General features: G+C 69.3%; 17 protein-coding genes. 11 read left to right on the top strand and 6 right to left on the bottom strand.

The features are described from left to right. The first annotated feature begins 39 nt into the window (after positions 1-39). Entirely contained in the window at positions 40-1,788 is a 1,749-nt protein-coding gene (locus HNR40_RS26510; RefSeq protein WP_312896518.1) for a DEAD/DEAH box helicase, read from the top strand. A 53-nt stretch (positions 1,789-1,841) separates the two neighbouring features. On the opposite strand, the gene HNR40_RS26505 is transcribed toward HNR40_RS26510, so the two are convergent. The 3 genes from HNR40_RS26505 to HNR40_RS26495 all read right to left on the bottom strand — a co-directional run bounded on the left by HNR40_RS26505 (position 1,842) and on the right by HNR40_RS26495 (position 4,314). Continuing rightward, positions 1,842-2,375, bottom strand: a complete 534-nt coding sequence (locus HNR40_RS26505) for a hypothetical protein (RefSeq protein WP_184965854.1) — start codon at positions 2,373-2,375, stop codon at positions 1,842-1,844. Between the two features lie 106 nt (positions 2,376-2,481). Further along, positions 2,482-3,054: an isochorismatase family protein gene (locus tag HNR40_RS26500; RefSeq protein WP_184965852.1), complete on the bottom strand. Its 573-nt coding sequence runs from the start codon at positions 3,052-3,054 to the stop codon at positions 2,482-2,484. A gap of 15 nt (positions 3,055-3,069) precedes the next feature. Then, entirely contained in the window at positions 3,070-4,314 is a 1,245-nt protein-coding gene (locus HNR40_RS26495; RefSeq protein ID WP_246509488.1) for a nicotinate phosphoribosyltransferase, read from the bottom strand. A 91-nt stretch (positions 4,315-4,405) separates the two neighbouring features. Between HNR40_RS26495 and clpS the strand changes: the two genes are divergently transcribed. The 5 genes from clpS to HNR40_RS26470 all read left to right on the top strand — a co-directional run bounded on the left by clpS (position 4,406) and on the right by HNR40_RS26470 (position 7,068). Then, entirely contained in the window at positions 4,406-4,699 is a 294-nt protein-coding gene (clpS, locus tag HNR40_RS26490) for an ATP-dependent Clp protease adapter ClpS (RefSeq protein ID WP_184965848.1), read from the top strand. Between the two features lie 10 nt (positions 4,700-4,709). Continuing rightward, positions 4,710-5,231: a DUF2017 domain-containing protein gene (locus HNR40_RS26485; protein ID WP_184965846.1), complete on the top strand. Its 522-nt coding sequence runs from the start codon at positions 4,710-4,712 to the stop codon at positions 5,229-5,231. Positions 5,232-5,241: 10 nt separating this feature from the next. Further along, positions 5,242-5,643 carry a M67 family metallopeptidase gene (locus HNR40_RS26480; protein WP_184965844.1) on the top strand — a complete coding sequence of 134 codons (402 nt, stop codon included), beginning with the start codon at positions 5,242-5,244 and terminating at the stop codon, positions 5,641-5,643. A gap of 144 nt (positions 5,644-5,787) precedes the next feature. Then, positions 5,788-6,066 carry a MoaD/ThiS family protein gene (locus HNR40_RS26475; RefSeq protein ID WP_157249969.1) on the top strand — a complete coding sequence of 93 codons (279 nt, stop codon included), beginning with the start codon at positions 5,788-5,790 and terminating at the stop codon, positions 6,064-6,066. A gap of 54 nt (positions 6,067-6,120) precedes the next feature. Then, positions 6,121-7,068, top strand: a complete 948-nt coding sequence (locus tag HNR40_RS26470; RefSeq protein ID WP_184965842.1) for a PLP-dependent cysteine synthase family protein — start codon at positions 6,121-6,123, stop codon at positions 7,066-7,068. 503 nt (positions 7,069-7,571) lie between these two features. Here the strand turns inward: HNR40_RS26470 and HNR40_RS26465 are convergent. Continuing rightward, positions 7,572-9,413 (bottom strand): DUF3352 domain-containing protein, encoded by a 1,842-nt coding sequence (locus tag HNR40_RS26465; protein ID WP_184966357.1) that lies wholly within the window; start codon positions 9,411-9,413, stop codon positions 7,572-7,574. A gap of 83 nt (positions 9,414-9,496) precedes the next feature. Beyond that, the gene (locus HNR40_RS26460; RefSeq protein ID WP_184965840.1) at positions 9,497-9,820 is read right to left on the bottom strand and encodes a hypothetical protein; all 324 of its coding nucleotides are present in this window, start codon (positions 9,818-9,820) and stop codon (positions 9,497-9,499) included. A gap of 113 nt (positions 9,821-9,933) precedes the next feature. Here HNR40_RS26460 and HNR40_RS26455 point away from each other — a divergent pair, with 113 nt between their 5' ends. Genes HNR40_RS26455 through HNR40_RS26445 form a run of 3 tightly spaced genes read left to right on the top strand, consistent with a single transcriptional unit; the run spans position 9,934 to position 12,351 of the window. Beyond that, positions 9,934-10,722 carry a thioesterase family protein gene (locus HNR40_RS26455; RefSeq protein ID WP_184965839.1) on the top strand — a complete coding sequence of 263 codons (789 nt, stop codon included), beginning with the start codon at positions 9,934-9,936 and terminating at the stop codon, positions 10,720-10,722. Between the two features lie 55 nt (positions 10,723-10,777). After that, entirely contained in the window at positions 10,778-11,602 is an 825-nt protein-coding gene (murI, locus tag HNR40_RS26450; protein WP_184965838.1) for a glutamate racemase, read from the top strand. Further along, positions 11,599-12,351: an MBL fold metallo-hydrolase gene (locus HNR40_RS26445; RefSeq protein WP_184965837.1), complete on the top strand. Its 753-nt coding sequence runs from the start codon at positions 11,599-11,601 to the stop codon at positions 12,349-12,351. Before murI ends, HNR40_RS26445 begins: the two co-directional genes overlap by 4 nt. On the opposite strand, the gene HNR40_RS26440 is transcribed toward HNR40_RS26445, so the two are convergent. Beyond that, complete coding sequence (locus HNR40_RS26440) at positions 12,336-13,532, bottom strand: MFS transporter (protein WP_184965836.1); 1,197 nt, start codon at positions 13,530-13,532, stop codon at positions 12,336-12,338. The genes HNR40_RS26445 and HNR40_RS26440 overlap by 16 nt on opposite strands. Positions 13,533-13,642: 110 nt before the next feature. On the opposite strand from HNR40_RS26440, the gene rph reads away from it, so the two are divergent. Continuing rightward, a complete protein-coding gene (rph, locus tag HNR40_RS26435; protein ID WP_184965835.1) occupies positions 13,643-14,362 on the top strand; it encodes a ribonuclease PH in 720 nt (239 codons plus the stop codon). Continuing rightward, entirely contained in the window at positions 14,359-14,955 is a 597-nt protein-coding gene (gene rdgB, locus HNR40_RS26430) for an RdgB/HAM1 family non-canonical purine NTP pyrophosphatase (protein WP_184965834.1), read from the top strand. The genes rph and rdgB overlap by 4 nt, the downstream gene beginning before the upstream one ends. Positions 14,956-14,971: the final 16 nt, after the last annotated feature.

Genomic DNA, 14,971 nt, shown 5'->3' with positions numbered 1-14,971 from the left:
TGTGAGAGAGCGAAGCACACGAACCCCAGGGGTGATGCGGTGAGCACGTTCGCCGCATCCCATCTGTCACCCTCCTATCCCGACAGGGCAGCATGGGGCACCGCCCCCAAGCTGAGGGCCTGGCAGCAGGAGGCTTTCGACCTCTACTTCAGGCGCGAACCCCGTGACTTCCTCACGGTGGCGACGCCGGGCGCGGGCAAGACGACCTACGCCCTGCGCATCGCCAGCGAGCTCCTGGCCAACGGCGTGATCAGGGCGATCACCATCGTCACGCCCACCGAGCACCTCAAGCGCCAGTGGGCCGACGCCGCGGGCAAGGTCGGCATCAACATCGACCCCGAGTTCAAGAACAGCCAGGGCGCCACCTCACGCGACTACATCGGCGTCGCGGTCACCTACGCCCAGGTCGCCATGCACCCGGCGCTCCACCGCGCCCGCACCGAGGCGCGCAAGACGCTGATCATCTTCGACGAGGTGCACCACGCCGGCGACGCCAAGTCGTGGGGCGACGGCATCCGCGAGGCGTTCGAACCCGCCACCCGCCGCCTCCAGCTCACCGGCACCCCGTTCCGATCCGACGACAGCCCCATCCCCTTCGTCGAATACGCCGAGGACGCCGAGGGCTTCAAGCGCAGCGTCTCCGACTACTCCTACGGCTACGGCCCCGCCCTCGACGACGGCGTCGTCCGCCCGGTGATCTTCCTCGCCTACTCCGGCGAGATGAAGTGGCGCACCCGCGCCGGCGACGAGATCGCCGCCACCCTCGGCACCCCGCTCACCAAGGACCAGCTCTCCCAGGCCTGGCGGGCCGCGCTCGACCCCAAGGGCGACTGGATCCGCCAGGTGATGCAGGCCGCCGACCGCCGCCTCACCGAGGTACGCCGCGGCGTGCCCGACGCCGGCGGCCTGGTCATCGCCACCGACCACGAGGCCGCCCGCGCCTACGCCCGCCACCTGCGCAACATCAGCGGCGAGGGCGCCACCGTCGTGCTCTCCGATGACCCGGGCGCCTCCAAGAAGATCAAGCAGTTCGCCGTGTCGGAGGACCGCTGGCTCATCGCCGTCCGCATGGTCTCGGAAGGCGTCGACATCCCGCGCCTGTGCGTCGGCGTCTACGCCACCTCCACCTCGACCCCGCTCTTCTTCGCCCAGGCCGTGGGCCGCTTCGTGCGGGCCCGCAAACGCGGCGAGATGGCCTCGGTCTTCCTGCCTTCGGTGCCGACCCTCATGGGCCTGGCCAACGAGATGGAGGTCGAACGCGACCACATCCTCAACAAGCGCCCCCCTGAGGACGGTCTCGACGACTCCCTCCTGCAGGACGCCAACCGCAAGAAGGACAACCCCGACGTCCTGGGCGACGAGCTGCCGTTCGAGACCATGGAGACGTCGGCCACCTTCGACCGCGTGCTGTTCGACGGCGGTGAGTTCGGCACCGGCGCCGAGGTCGGCTCGGCCGAGGAGGAAGACTTCATCGGCCTGCCCGGCCTGCTCGAACCCGACCAGGTCGCGACCCTGCTGCGCAAGCGCCAGTCCGACCAGCAGGCAGCCAAGACCAAGAAGGCCGAGACGGCCGCGCCCGCGCTGGCGCCGCACGAGCAGATGGCCGAGCTGCGCCGCGAGCTCAACGGCCTCGTCGGCGCCTGGAACCACCGCACCGGCCAGCCGCACGGCGTCATCCACAACGACCTGCGCCGCGCCTGCGGCGGCCCGCCCATCGCCCAGGCCACGGCCGAGCAGATCCAGGAACGCATCGACAAGATCCGCGCCTGGGCCACCCAACGCCGCTGACCACCTCTCCGGGCAGCGCGTGAGCGCGCGCCCGGGGGATACGGCCTGCGCGTCTACGGGCGGTCTGGGGATGCGGGTTGTGCTGAGTGCGTGGCCGGGGCGGGGATGCGGTGGTCGGTGCGGCCGTCCACGGCCTTGTAGGCCCCGGGCTTGGGCAGGGGGATCCGGAGGGAGGCCGCGCCGCCGGCGACGCGCACCGGGACGGTGGTGACGCCGGGGTGGCGGCCGGACAGCGGGCCCTCGCGGATCCACACGCGCAGCCGGTGGCCCTTGGGGCGCATCAGCACCTTCGCCGTGTCGCACTCGGTCGCCGAGGCCGGCCAGGTCAGCTCCAGGCTGCGGCGGCCGACCACCCGGGCGGTCGAGGGGACCGGGGCGCTCTCGGCGCACGCCGCCGGGCGCGGCATGGTGTGGGAGACCACGACCGGCTCCGGGTCGAGGGTGTCGGCCAGGGCGACCGTACCCGACTCCAGAAGCACGAGCGTGACCACCGCGCCGACCTTGGCGAGGTTGCGGCCGCGGAAGAGCACCCAGAGGCTGAGCGGCGCGAGCACCAGCCATGCCAGGCCCAGGGAGATGGCGAGCATGAAAGACCCCAAGACGGTGAAGGAGAGATGTGACTCTCCGTATTAGTTCGCGGACAGAGGGGTGTCGCCGTCTTGAATATCACATGACCAGTACTCTGCGTAGTCTCTAGCTACGGACCGTCGGCGCGCCCTGCAGATTGGCGCCCGCTTCGGCGAGGTCGGCGAGGGCCTTGTCCGTGGTGTGGCGGGCCACCCCGGCCGTCAGGTCGAGCAGCACGGTCACCGCGAGCCCGTGCTTGACCGCGTCCAGCGCCGTGGCGCGCACGCAGTGGTCGGTGGCGATGCCGACCACGTCCACCTGGTGCACGCCGTGGGCGTTGAGCCAGTCGGCCAGCGAGACGCCGTCGCCGGAGGCGCCCTCGAAGCCGCTGTAGGCCGCCTCGTGCGCCCCCTTGCTGAAGACCTCCTCCACCGCCGCCACGTCGAAGGCGGGGTGGAAGTCGGCGCCCGGGGTGCCGGCCACGCAGTGCGCGGGCCAGGAGCTCACGTAGTCGGGCGTCAGGGAGAAGTGCTCGCCGGGGTCGACGTGGTAGTCGCGGGTGGCCACCACGTGCGCGTAGCCGTGGTCGGTCACGTGGCGGGTGATGGCCGCCGCGACCTCCGAGCCGCCTGCCACGGCAAGGCTGCCGCCCTCGCAGAAGTCGTTCTGCACATCGACGATGATCAGCGCCGTGCTCATACCAAGAACGATACTTCAGGCGAATTCCGTGGGGATGGCCGCATAGCCCCGCCCGAGGTGGAGGGCGTCCTGGGGCAGGCGGGCGATGGCTTCGCGATGGCGGGCGCGAGCGGCCTCCAGGGGCTCGCCGCCCACGACCGTGCCGTCCTCGACCAGCGGGTGCAGCAGCGGGACGCCGCCCTCCGGCACCACGCCCCCGGGCGAGGTGGTCACCAGTTCGGTCTCGAAGTGGCCGGTCTCGTCGAGCAGCCGGTACGCGTGCTTGCGGCCGCCCCGCGACGGCTTGCCCACCGAGCGCTTGGCCACCGGCTCCAGCTTGCCGGTCGCGGTCTCCCTGGCCACGAGCTTGTACACCAGCGCCGCCGTCGGCACCCCCGACCCGGTCACCAGCGAGGTGCCCACGCCGTAGGCGTCCACGGGGGCCGCGGCCAGGGCGGCGATCGCGTACTCGTCGAGGTCGGAGGTGACCAGGATGCGGGTCTTGAAGGCGCCCAGGGCGTCGAGCTGCTCGCGTACCTCCTGCGCGGCGGCGGCCAGGTCGCCGGAGTCGATCCGGACCGCGCCCAGGTCGCTGCCGGCCAGCTCGACCGCGGTCTTGACCGCCTCGGGCACGTCGTAGGTGTCCACCAGCAGCGTGGTCGAGGCGCCGAAGGAGGCGATCTGGGCCTCGAAGGCGGACTTCTCCGAGTCGTGCAGGAGGATGAACGCGTGCGCGGCCGTACCGGCTGTGGGGACGCCGTAGGCGTGGCCGGCCATGAGGTTGGAGGTCGCGGTGAACCCGGCGAGATAGGCGGCGCGGGCGGCGGCGACGGCGGACCGCTCGTGCGTGCGGCGCGAGCCCATCTCGATGAGCGGCCGGCCCCCGGCCGCGTTGGCCATCCGCGAGGCGGCCGAGGCGATCGCGCAGTCGTGGTTGAGAATCGAAAGGATCAGGGTCTCGAGGAGTACGGCTTCCGCGAACGTGCCCTCGACCACGAGAATGGGCGAGGCCGGAAAGTACAGGTCGCCTTCGCGGTAACCGCACACGCTCCCGGAAAATCGGTAATCGGCGAGAAACGCCAGAGTCGACTCGTCCACCACCCGCTTGTCGCGCAGGTAGGCCAGTTCTTCCTCGCCGAAACGGAAGCGTTCCAGCTCCTCCAGCACCCGTCCGATGCCCGCGACGACACCGTAGCGGCGCCCGCCCGGCAGGTGACGGGCGAAGACCTCGAACACGGCCCGTCGATGGGCGGCGCCGCTGCGTAGCGCGGCCTGCAACATTGTCAGCTCATAGTGATCTGTGAGCAACGCAGTGCTCATGGTCATAGTCACGACTCGAAGACTACGGCCCAGATAGGGCAGACTCGGGGATGTGGGTAGCACCGCTCCAATCGCCGTCGAGCGTCCGTCAACGGACGTTCGGCCCGATCTGCCATGGGTGACGATCGTCTGGAATGACCCGGTCAACCTGATGTCGTACGTGACCTATGTCTTCCAGACCGTCTTCGGCTACTCGAAGGAAAAAGCCGAGAAGCTCATGAAGGACGTCCACCACAAGGGCAAGGCCGTCGTCTCCAGCGGCACGCGTGAAGAAATGGAACGCGATGTGCAGATTCTTCACTCCTACGGCCTGTGGGCGACGCTCCAGCCGGACTCGGCGAAGTGAGGCGGAACCTGTGAGCTCTGGCTTCAGCTCGCACAAGGACGGCGTGATCGCCGAGTTCGAGCCCGCCGAGGTCTCGATACTCAAGTCGCTGGTCTCCCAGGTGCTCGGGCTGGTCGAGCCGGGGCTCACCAGCGACGACCCGCTGGAGCGCGCGCTCGGCATCGGCGCCGCGCAGGCGCCGTCGGACCCGGTGCTGAAGCGGCTGTTCCCGAGCGCCTACGAGGACGACGAGGACTCGGCCGACTTCCGCCGCTACACCGAGGCGACGCTGCGCGAGGGCAAGCGCGCCGACGCGCAGACGATGCTGGACACGGCCAAGCCCGGCCGCAGCGAGCTCACGCCCGAGCAGGCGCAGGCGTGGTTGCGCTCGCTCAACGACGTACGGCTGGCGCTGGGCACGCGGCTGGAGGTCACCGAAGAGGTGCACGACGAGATCGCGATGATGTCCGAGGACGACCCGCGCTACCCGGCCTACGTCACCTACGACTGGCTGACCTACCTGCAGGACAGCCTCGTGCGCGCACTCTGGTAGTTTCCGGCCCATGCTGACGATCTCGCAGGAACTGGTGGACAGGATCGTGGCCCACGCGCGGGCCGACCACCCCGACGAGGCGTGTGGGGTCATCGCGGGGCGAAATGGGGTACCCGAGCGGTTCATCCCCATGGAGAACGCCGAGCGCTCGCCCACCTTCTACCGTTTCGACTCACTGGAGCAGCTGCGCGTCTGGCGGGAGATGGACGACAACGACGAGGAACCCGTCGTGATCTACCACTCCCACACCGCCACCGAGGCCTACCCCTCACGCACCGACGTGAGCTACGCCGCCGAGCCGAACGCCCATTACGTGCTCGTCTCAACCCGGGAAGAGGACGAGACCGAATTCCGCTCCTACCGCATCCTCGACGGGGAGATCAGCGAAGAAGAGGTAAGGTTTATCCCATGAGGACCGCCGCCCCCACCGCCGCCCGGGTGCGTCATGTCCAGAACTTCCTCTTCGCGCACACGCCCTCTGTCGTTGTCTACGACTGTCGCTGAACGGTCCCCCGCTCACCCCGACACATCCCGACATGAGGAGACCTGATCAGCGATGGCCATTGAGGTACGCATCCCAACCATCCTGCGCAACTACACCGACGGCGCCAAGGCCGTCGACGCCGAGGGTGCCACGCTCGACGAGCTGATCGCCAACCTGGAGTCCCGGCACCCCGGCATCAAGGACCGCCTGGTCGACCAGGGCGCCCTGCGCCGGTTCGTGAACGTCTACCTGAACGACGAGGACGTACGTTTCCTCGGCGGTCTCGGCACGCCCGTGTCCGACGGTGACACGGTGACCGTCCTGCCCGCCGTCGCCGGCGGCGCCAGCTAGATCCCTTAGCGCCGGCCCTTCCCGGGGCCGCGCCCGAGGCGGAAGCCGTACACGATGCGCTTTGAATCTTTGATCGACTCCGTCGGCCGCACGCCGCTCGTCGGGCTGCCCCGGCTCTCGCCCTCCGCCGAGGTGCGCGTGTGGGCCAAACTCGAGGACCGCAACCCCACCGGCTCCATCAAGGACCGTCCCGCGCTGTGGATGATCGAACAGGCGGAGAAGGACGGCCTGCTCACCCCCGGCTGCACGATCCTGGAGCCGACCAGCGGCAACACCGGCATTTCGCTGGCGATGTCGGCGAAGCTGAAGGGGTACCGGCTGATCTGCGTCATGCCGGAGAACACCTCGGACGAGCGCCGGCAGCTGCTCCGGATGTGGGGCGCGGAGATCATCTCCTCACCCGCGGCCGGCGGCTCGAACGAGGCCGTCCGGGTGGCCAAGGGGCTGTCGGCCGAGCATCCCGACTGGGTGATGCTGTACCAGTACGGGAACCCGGCCAACTGGCGCTCCCACTATGAGTCGACGGGGCCGGAGATCCTCGCTGATCTTCCCACGGTGACGCACTTCGTCGCCGGGCTGGGGACCACCGGGACGTTGATGGGGGTGGGGCGGTTCCTGCGGGAGCGGGTGCCCGGGGTGCAGATCGTCGCCGCTGAGCCTCGTTATGGGGAGCTGGTTTATGGGCTGCGGAATGTGGACGAGGGGTTCATTCCTGAGCTTTATGACGAGTCCGTGCTGACGACCCGGTTTTCCGTGGGGTCGGGGGATGCCTTGCGGCGTACCCGGGAGTTGCTGGCGTCGGAGGGCATTTTCGCCGGGGTGTCTACCGGGGCGGCTTTGCATGCGGCGCTCGGGGTCGCCGGGAAGGCGGTCAAGGCGGGGGAGCGGGCTGACGTGGTGTTCGTGGTGGCTGATGGCGGGTGGAAGTACCTGTCCACCGGCGCGTACGAGGGCACCCTCGACGAGGCCGAGGAACGCCTCGACGGGCAGCTGTGGGCGTGATCTGCTCCGCGTCTCGGAGTGCTTTTGAACGCTCTTGAGGCTTTGGGAGGCTTGAAGGCTTTGAAGTTCAAGGTCTTTGAAGTTCAAGGTCTCAAGGTCCAAGGCCTTTAGGAGTTACGGCGGGCCACGTGGGCGCCTCCCGCCGACGCGGGTCGCCGCCGATCGTCGGGCGCTTCTCACGTCGCACGTGGTCCCCGCCGCCACAAGCCACCCTTGACCGGGGCCGTGCTTCCCACCTTGCCGCCGTACGTGTTGCGCCGGGCTGCTCCGCACACCATCCCGCCGCACCGGCGCCGACAAGCGTGGGGTGGCGCGCGCTGCGCCGGGTTGCGCCGTGGGTCGTCTCGCCGTACCGGCGCTGACAAGCGTTGGGGTGCGGCTCTGCGGGTCGGGTCGGGTCCGGGCTGCTGGTGCTTCGGGGGGTGGCGATCCGCGGGTCTGGGGGTGGGTGTGAAGAAGGGGCAGCATCCCGGGTGGGGGCTGCCCCTTCTGGGGTGTAGCTGTTAGTTGAACAGGAGGCGGAGGGAGAAGGTGGCCTCGGTGGTGGTTTGTTTGCCGCTCAGGCCCACTGCTCGCAGGACCTGCATGTTCTTCTTGTCTTCGCCTTGCAAGGTCTTCAGGTAGAGGTTTTCGATCTTGTCGAGGTCTACGAAGATCGCGTAGCTGGTGGCGCTGGCGTCGGGGATGGCGGTTTTGAAGGTTTCGCTGTCGCCCAGGGTGCCTTCTTCGGCGAGTTTCTTGGCGTACTCGTCCGTGGTGGCCAGGGTGAAGGTGCCGTCGCCGGGGACCTTGGCGATCTGGGGGGCGGGCTGGCCCTGGGCGGTGATCGCCTTTTCCACCTTGTCCACGATGGCTTGGGCCTTGGCGGGGTCCGTCACGATGCGGACGCCGGCCTTGTACTGCTGGGTGTCCAGGCCGTCGCCGTCCACCGCGAACGTCAGGTTCTTGCCCAGGATGGTGGCCAGGTCGTCGGGCAGGGCCAGGCCGTACTGGGTCTTGGCCTGCTCCACGAACTGCTTCATCTGGGCGCCGCCGGGTGTGGAGGACATGGACTGTTCGATCTCGGCCCACTTCTTGGTGATGAGCTGGTCGAGGCCGGAGATGGAGAACGCGCCCGCGGTGCTGGCGGGCAGCGTGGCGAGGTTGGCCGACTCGGGGTCGCTGCTCACCAGGCCGTCGGCGCCTCTGACGATGCCGGCGAGTTCGGCGTAGGCGGCGTCGAAGCGGACGGCGCCGGCGAAGCGGGCGTTCTTGACCTGCTCGAACGCCTTCGTCTCCTCGGGCGACATGTCGGGCTTGGCCAGCTCGGCGATCTTGCCCACGTGACCCCAGAAGGACAGAACGCCCTGCTCGCCCACGGCGTCCAGGTCGCCGCTGAAGTCGCTGTTGTCGGCGAGGCTGGTCGAGCCGGTGGCGTACTTGTCGGCGTCGGCCTGCTTCTGGGTGAGGATGGCGTAGTCGTCGCGGAAGGCCAGGCCGTACTTCTCCTCGCCCATCAGCTTGGCGATGCCGGTCTTGGCCTGCGCCTCGTCCTTGACCTGGACGGCGACGGCGAAGCCGGGCTCCTTCGTACCGCCGGCGGGCGGCAGGACGCCGACGCCGATCCGGCTGCCGAGCCAGGGGTCGATGTCCTTGGCGAAGTCCAGCTTGGACAGTCGCTCGTCGTCCTTCTTGGCCGCGTCGAACAGCGCCTGGCGCGGGTCCTCGCCCTGGAAGGAGTCCTTCGTGACGGTGAACTTCCTGGCCAGCTGGAACAACGCCACCTTCTGGTTGGCGGCGGGGTCGAGGTCCAGGCGCATGTACGCGAGGGACTCGGCCGGCAGCACCTCGTGCGGCTGCGTGCCACCGCCGCCCAGAGCGCTCAGCGCGTAGACCGTGCCGCCGCCGAACAGGATGACGGCCAGTGCCGCGATGCCGGCGATGATCCAGCCCTTGCGGTTGCCGCCGCCCTGCTTGACCGGCGGCTCCGTGGGGCCGAATCCTTCGGGGCCCTCCTGCTGCCAGCCGCCCTGCTGGGGCTGGCCGCCGTACTGCTGTTGCTGCTGGTTGTAGGGCTGCTGGCCATAAGGCTGCTGGCCGTACTGTTGCTGCTGGTCGTACGAAGGCTGGTTGTACGCAGGCTGGTCATATGAAGGCTGGCCGTAGGCAGGCTGACCGTAGTTGGGCTGGCCTTGGGACGGCTGCTGCTGCCCGTAAGCGGCCTGCTGACCGTAGGGCTGCTGCTGGCCGTACTGGGGCTGCTGCTGGTAGGGCTGCTGCGGCGGGTACGGCTGCTGCTCCTCGTTCCAGCGGTATGCCGTCGTCCGATCCGGATCCTGGCCACTCGGGGGATTATTCGCAGACATCACTCAACTCACAATGTGGATTTTTGACCACACGGAAGTTATCGGATGTCTCTAGCGGATGGCTTGCAATGGGCTAAATCGTGTTACACCCGTGAAAGCTCCTTCTTGACGGTCTTGAGGATCACCTCACCGTCCCCGTAGTCCTCGACGGCCTCCCACGGCACGAACGTGCACCCCGTGTAGACGACCTTGGCCACCGCCTCGGACACCCACCCGAACCGCCCCTCGCGATCGCGGGTCAGCCCGAAGAAGACCGGCCCGCGGATGGCCGAGACCACCAGCCCGTAAACCGTGTGGCTCTCCTGGAGGCCGCCCTTGTTCCTGACCACACGTACGTCCACGACGTGTCCGACCCAGATGCCCTGGGAATCCCAGACCGACTGCCCCATGAGCTCGGTGAGTGCCATGCGCGCGACCATCGCACCGGAATCACGTTTACGCAGGTAGGCGCGCTGATAGGCGGGATGCCCTAGAGTATGGGTTTACTAGAATTTAGTTCCGGACTTGAGGTGGCAACGGGATGACCAAGTTCGACGAGGCGACCCAGGCGATCAGGGTCGACGACCAGACCTACGACGTCTGCCTCGACCCCGGCTACGCGATCGGGGGACCGCTCAACGGCGGCTACCTGATGGCGGTGATCCTGCGGGCCGCGGTGGACGCCTCGCCGTTCGAACATCCGGTGAGCACCTCGGCGCAGTTCCACAAGGCTCCGGCGCCGGGGCCGGCCCGGGTGCTGGTCGAGCCGCTGAAGGCCGGCCGTACCGTGGGATTCGCCCGCGCGCGGCTGATCCAGAACGATGTCACGCAGATCGAGGCCCTGATCACCACGGCCACGCTGTCGGGCGCCGACCCCGGCTTCAGCGAGAAGCCGCCCGCGCTGCCCCCGATCGAGGACTGCAGGAAGCTGCCCGACCCCAAGCCCGAGTCGGGCATGACCCTCAACGCCCAGCTCGACCTGCGCTTCGACCCGCCCACGATCGGCTGGCTGACCGGCGAGCCGAGCGGCCGCCCCGAGTCGCGCGCCTACTTCCGGATGGCGGAGGAGCAGGACCCCGACGCGTACGTGCTGGCGCTGGCCGTGGACGTGCTGCCGCCCGTGGTCTTCTCGGCCGGGCACCGCGGCTGGGCGCCCACCGTGGACCTGACCTGGCATCTTCGCGCCGTCCCCGCCCCCGGCTGGCTGACGGTGGTGGGCAGCGGCCGCCTCATCTCCGACGGCTGGTTCGACGAGGAGGTCGAGGTCTGGGACTCGGCCGGCCGCCTGGTGGCCCAGTCGAGGCAACTCGCCAGGGTGGGACGCGGGTGACAATGTGAGCATTCTTACGAGGTGAAGTCGGGGCAGGTCGCCTACCCTCGAATGCGTGCCAGACGCGAGCATCGGGATCTTCGACAGCGGGGTGGGCGGCCTGACGGTCGCCAGGGCGATCATCGACCAGCTGCCTCATGAGTCCGTCACCTACGTCGCCGACACGGCCAACCAGCCGTATGGTCCCAAACGCATCGCGGAGCTGCGCAAGTACGCCCTGGAGGTGATGGACCACCTCGTCGAGACCGGCGTCAAGATGCTCGTGATCGCCTGCAACAGCGCCAGTGCCGCCGTGCTGCGCGACGCTCGCGAGCGTTACGACGTCCCGGTCGTCGAGGTGATCCAGCCGGCCACCCGCCGGGCCGTGCGGGCCACCCGCAACGGCCGCGTCGGCGTGATCGCCACCCGAGCGACCATCGAGTCGATGGCCTACAACGACGCCTTCACCGCCGCGCCCGACATGCGCCTGACCGGAGTGGCCGCCCCACGCCTGGTCGAGTACGTCGAACGCGGCGAGACGATGAGCGACGAGCTCATCGAGGTGCTCCGCGGCTACCTGGCGCCCGTCCAGGACGACGGATGCGACACGCTGATCCTGGGCTGCACCCATTATCCGCTCCTGACCGGCGCGATCTCCTACGTCGCCGGTGACGGCGTCACGCTGGTCTCCAGCGCCGACGAGACGGCCAAGGACGTCTACCGGATCCTGCACGACCGCGGCCTGGCGGCCGGGAACGGCGCCACCCCCCGGCACCGATTCCTCGCCACCGGCGACTCGACCCTGTTCGCCCAGCTCGGGCGGCGCTTCCTGGGGCCGGAGATCGACGCGGTCGACCTCGCACCCGTGGGGGGTAGTACCTCTTATGGGAGGCCCACATGAAGGTGACCATCGTCGGATGCTCGGGCAGTTTCCCGGGCCCGGACAGCCCCGCTTCCTGCTACCTGCTGGAGGCCGAGGGGTTCAGGTTGCTGCTCGACTTCGGCAGTGGAGCGCTGGGAGCGCTCCAACGACACATCGACCTCTATGACGTCGACGCCATCTGCCTCACCCATCTGCACGCCGACCACTGTCTCGACCTGTGCGGATATCACGTGGCACGCACCTATGGGCCGGCCGCGCCGTACCCGAAAGTGCCCGTCTACGCGCCGAGAGACGCTTCGCGGCGGCTGGCCGCCGCCTACGGGATGCCCGAGGAGCCGGGCCTGGAGACCGCCTTCGACTTCGTCGCGCTGGCCCCGGGCAGCTTCGAGATCGGGCCGTTCACGGTGACGGCCGGGCGCGTCAACCATCCTGTCGAGACGTACGGCTTCCGCGCCGCCCACGGCGGGCGCAGCGTCGCCTACTCCGGCGACACGGGCGAGTCGGAGGAACTGGTACGGCTGGCCGACGGCACCGACCTGCTCCTGTGCGAAGCCTCCTTCCTGGAGGGCCCCGACCTGCCGAGAGGCCTGCACCTGACCGGACGCCAGGCCGCCGAGCACGCGGCGAAGGCGGGAGTGGGAAGGCTCGTGCTGACCCATCTCGTGCCGTGGCACGACCGGCTGCGAGTGCTCGACGAGGCCACGGCCGGCGGGTTCGACGGCCCGATCGAGCTGGCCCGCAGCGGGGCGGTCTACGAGCTGGCCTGAACCTTCACGAAGTCCCGCATGCGCGGCAGCCGGGAGAACAGCAGGGGCGCGAACGAGACCAGCCGCCCCGCCATGAACACCCACAGCGCCTCGCGCACGCCGATCTCATGGGCCACGATGCCGCCGAGCAGCGCGCCGACCGGCATCGTGCCCCAGACGATGAACCTGACCGTGGCGTTGACGCGGCCGAGCACGTTCTCCGGCATGACCGTCTGCCGGTAGGTGATCACGCCGATGTTGTAGAGGATGCCGCCGAAGGACAGGGCGATCGAGGTCAGCGCGAAGAAGGAGACGCGCCAGTCGGCCTGGGTCATGGGCAGCAGCAGGCCGAAGGGCGAGCTGACGGCGAGGGCCAGCCAGGTGACCCTGGCCTGGCCGTACCTCTTGAACAGCCAGGAGCCGAGCACGCCGCCGAGCAGGCCCCCCATCGCGCCCGACATGAGCAGCACGCCGATGAACCCGGGCGGCAGTCGCACCACCGTGGCCAGGAACAACACCGACAGGCTGAGCACGGCGCTCACGCAGATGTTGGTCGCTGCGGTCGCGGCGAGGAACGCGCGCAGCACCTGGTCACCCCATACGGCCCGCATGCCGACGGCGATGTCCGGCAGGAGCCGGGAACGTTCCGATCGTACGGGTGCCGAATCCGGTTTCTTGATCGTGCCCAGGAAGACGACCGAGGCCAGGGCGCCCAGCGCGGTGGCCAGCATGGTGCGCGGAGCCCCCAGCAGCTGCACCAGCGCGCCCCCCAGGCTCGGACCGGCCAGCGCGCCCCCGTTGCGCACGACCTCCAGCTTGGCGTTGCCGTCGGTGAGCTCTTCCTTGCCGACCAGCGCGGGCAGGTACGTCGGGTCGGCGACGTCGTTGAAGACCTGGGCCAGACCGGCGAGCAGGGCGACGGTGTAGAGGACGGGCATGCTCAGCACGCCCAGCGCGGCGGTCAGCGGAATACTGCTCAGTAACAAGAAGCGGCCCGCGTCGGCGAGCATCATCACCCTGCGCTTGCGCATGCGGTCCACCCACACCCCCGCGGGCAGACCGATGATGAGGAAAGCGGTGGACTGCAGCGCTGCGAGCGCGCCCACCTCGAGCGGTGACGCGTGCAGCGACAGCACGGCGACCAGGGGGAGGGCCACCCGTGCGATGTTGGCTCCGAACTCGTTGGCCAGATGTGAGCCCATGAATCGGAGGAAGTCCGGGTTTCGTAACACCCCCGTTGTCATTGGGTAAGGATCTATGTCTAGGCCGGGGGCGGTCAAGGGTATACGCCCGCGGAGATAGGGTGATCTGCATGTCTCGACAGGATGGCCGCACTCCCGACCAGCTCCGCCCGATCACCATCACCCGCGATTGGCTCACCCACGCGGAGGGCTCCGTGCTGGTGGAGTTCGGCGGCACCAGGGTCCTGTGCGCCGCCTCCGTCCAGGACAGCGTGCCGCGCTGGCGGCGCGGCAGCGGTCAGGGCTGGGTCACCGCCGAGTACGCGATGCTGCCGCGCGCGACCAACACGCGCAACGACCGCGAGTCGGTCCGCGGCAAGATCGGCGGGCGCACCCATGAGATCTCCCGCCTGATCGGCCGCTCGCTGCGCGCCTGTGTCGACTACAAGGCGCTGGGCGAGAACTCGGTGCTGATCGACTGCGACGTGCTGCAGGCCGACGGCGGCACCCGCACCGCCGCCATCACCGGCGCGTACGTCGCGCTGGCCGACGCGGTCGCGTGGATGCGCAAGCGCAAGATGTGTCCGGGAGACCCGCTGGTCGGCTCGGTCGCCGCGGTCTCCGTGGGCGTGGTGGGCACGGTGCCGATGCTCGACCTCTGCTACACCGAGGACGTCGCCGCCGAGACCGACATGAACGTCGTCATGACCGGTGAGGGCAGCTTCGTCGAGGTGCAGGGCACCGCCGAGGGCGCGCCCTTCGACCGTGACGCGCTCAACCAGCTCCTCGACCTGGCCGTCACCGGCTGCGAGGAGCTGACGCTCCACCAGCAGGAGGCACTGCGCGCGTGAAGATCATTCTGGCCACCCGCAACAAGGGCAAGATCGCCGAGCTGCGGCGCATCCTCGCCGGCTTCGACATCGTCGGGCTGGAGGAGTTCCCCGAGATCGAGGACGTCGTGGAGACCGGCGTCACCTTCGAGGAGAACGCCCTGCTCAAGGCCGTCGCGGTCGCCCAGGGCTCGGGGCTGCCCGCGGTCGCCGACGACTCCGGGCTCTGCGTCGACGTGCTCAACGGCATGCCCGGCGTCTTCTCCGCCCGCTGGGCGGGCCGCCACGGCGCCGACGAGGCCAACATCGACCTGCTGCTCGCCCAGGTGGGCGACGTGCCCGACGCGCTGCTGACCGCGCACTTCGCCTGCACCGCCGCGCTCGCGCTGCCCACCGGGGAGACGCGGGCGGTCGAGGGCACGCTGCCCGGCCGGCTGATCCGCGAGCGCCGCGGGTCCCACGGGTTCGGCTACGACCCGATCTTCGTGCCTGATGGCGGCAGCCGTACCGCGGCCGAGCTCTCGCCCGAGGAGAAGGACGCCATCAGCCACCGGGGCCGCGCCTTCCGCGCCCTCGACCCGATCGTCCGCGAACTCCTCGTAACCAGGGCGTAAGATCCTCCACCCCTCC

Source organism: Nonomuraea endophytica, assembly GCF_014203235.1.
GTDB classification, from domain to species: Bacteria; Actinomycetota; Actinomycetes; order Streptosporangiales; family Streptosporangiaceae; genus Nonomuraea; species Nonomuraea endophytica.
The sequence above is the reverse complement of the archived record's forward strand: the minus strand, read 5'-3'. Positions and strand labels throughout refer to the sequence as shown.

Excerpts from the sequence above, each read along its gene's own strand:
- HNR40_RS26505 (WP_184965854.1), bottom strand. The coding sequence starts at position 2,375 with ATGCTCGCCATCTCCCTGGGCCTGGCATGGCTGGTGCTCGCGCCGCTC.
- HNR40_RS26500 (WP_184965852.1), bottom strand. The coding sequence starts at position 3,054 with ATGAGCACGGCGCTGATCATCGTCGATGTGCAGAACGACTTCTGCGAG.
- HNR40_RS26495 (WP_246509488.1), bottom strand. The coding sequence starts at position 4,314 with ATGTTGCAGGCCGCGCTACGCAGCGGCGCCGCCCATCGACGGGCCGTG.
- HNR40_RS26480 (WP_184965844.1), top strand. The coding sequence starts at position 5,242 with ATGCTGACGATCTCGCAGGAACTGGTGGACAGGATCGTGGCCCACGCG.
- HNR40_RS26475 (WP_157249969.1), top strand. The coding sequence starts at position 5,788 with ATGGCCATTGAGGTACGCATCCCAACCATCCTGCGCAACTACACCGAC.
- HNR40_RS26470 (WP_184965842.1), top strand. The coding sequence starts at position 6,121 with ATGCGCTTTGAATCTTTGATCGACTCCGTCGGCCGCACGCCGCTCGTC.
- HNR40_RS26465 (WP_184966357.1), bottom strand. The coding sequence starts at position 9,413 with ATGTCTGCGAATAATCCCCCGAGTGGCCAGGATCCGGATCGGACGACG.
- HNR40_RS26460 (WP_184965840.1), bottom strand. The coding sequence starts at position 9,820 with ATGGCACTCACCGAGCTCATGGGGCAGTCGGTCTGGGATTCCCAGGGC.
- HNR40_RS26455 (WP_184965839.1), top strand. The coding sequence starts at position 9,934 with ATGACCAAGTTCGACGAGGCGACCCAGGCGATCAGGGTCGACGACCAG.
- HNR40_RS26445 (WP_184965837.1), top strand. The coding sequence starts at position 11,599 with ATGAAGGTGACCATCGTCGGATGCTCGGGCAGTTTCCCGGGCCCGGAC.
- HNR40_RS26440 (WP_184965836.1), bottom strand. The coding sequence starts at position 13,532 with ATGGGCTCACATCTGGCCAACGAGTTCGGAGCCAACATCGCACGGGTG.
- rph (WP_184965835.1), top strand. The coding sequence starts at position 13,643 with ATGTCTCGACAGGATGGCCGCACTCCCGACCAGCTCCGCCCGATCACC.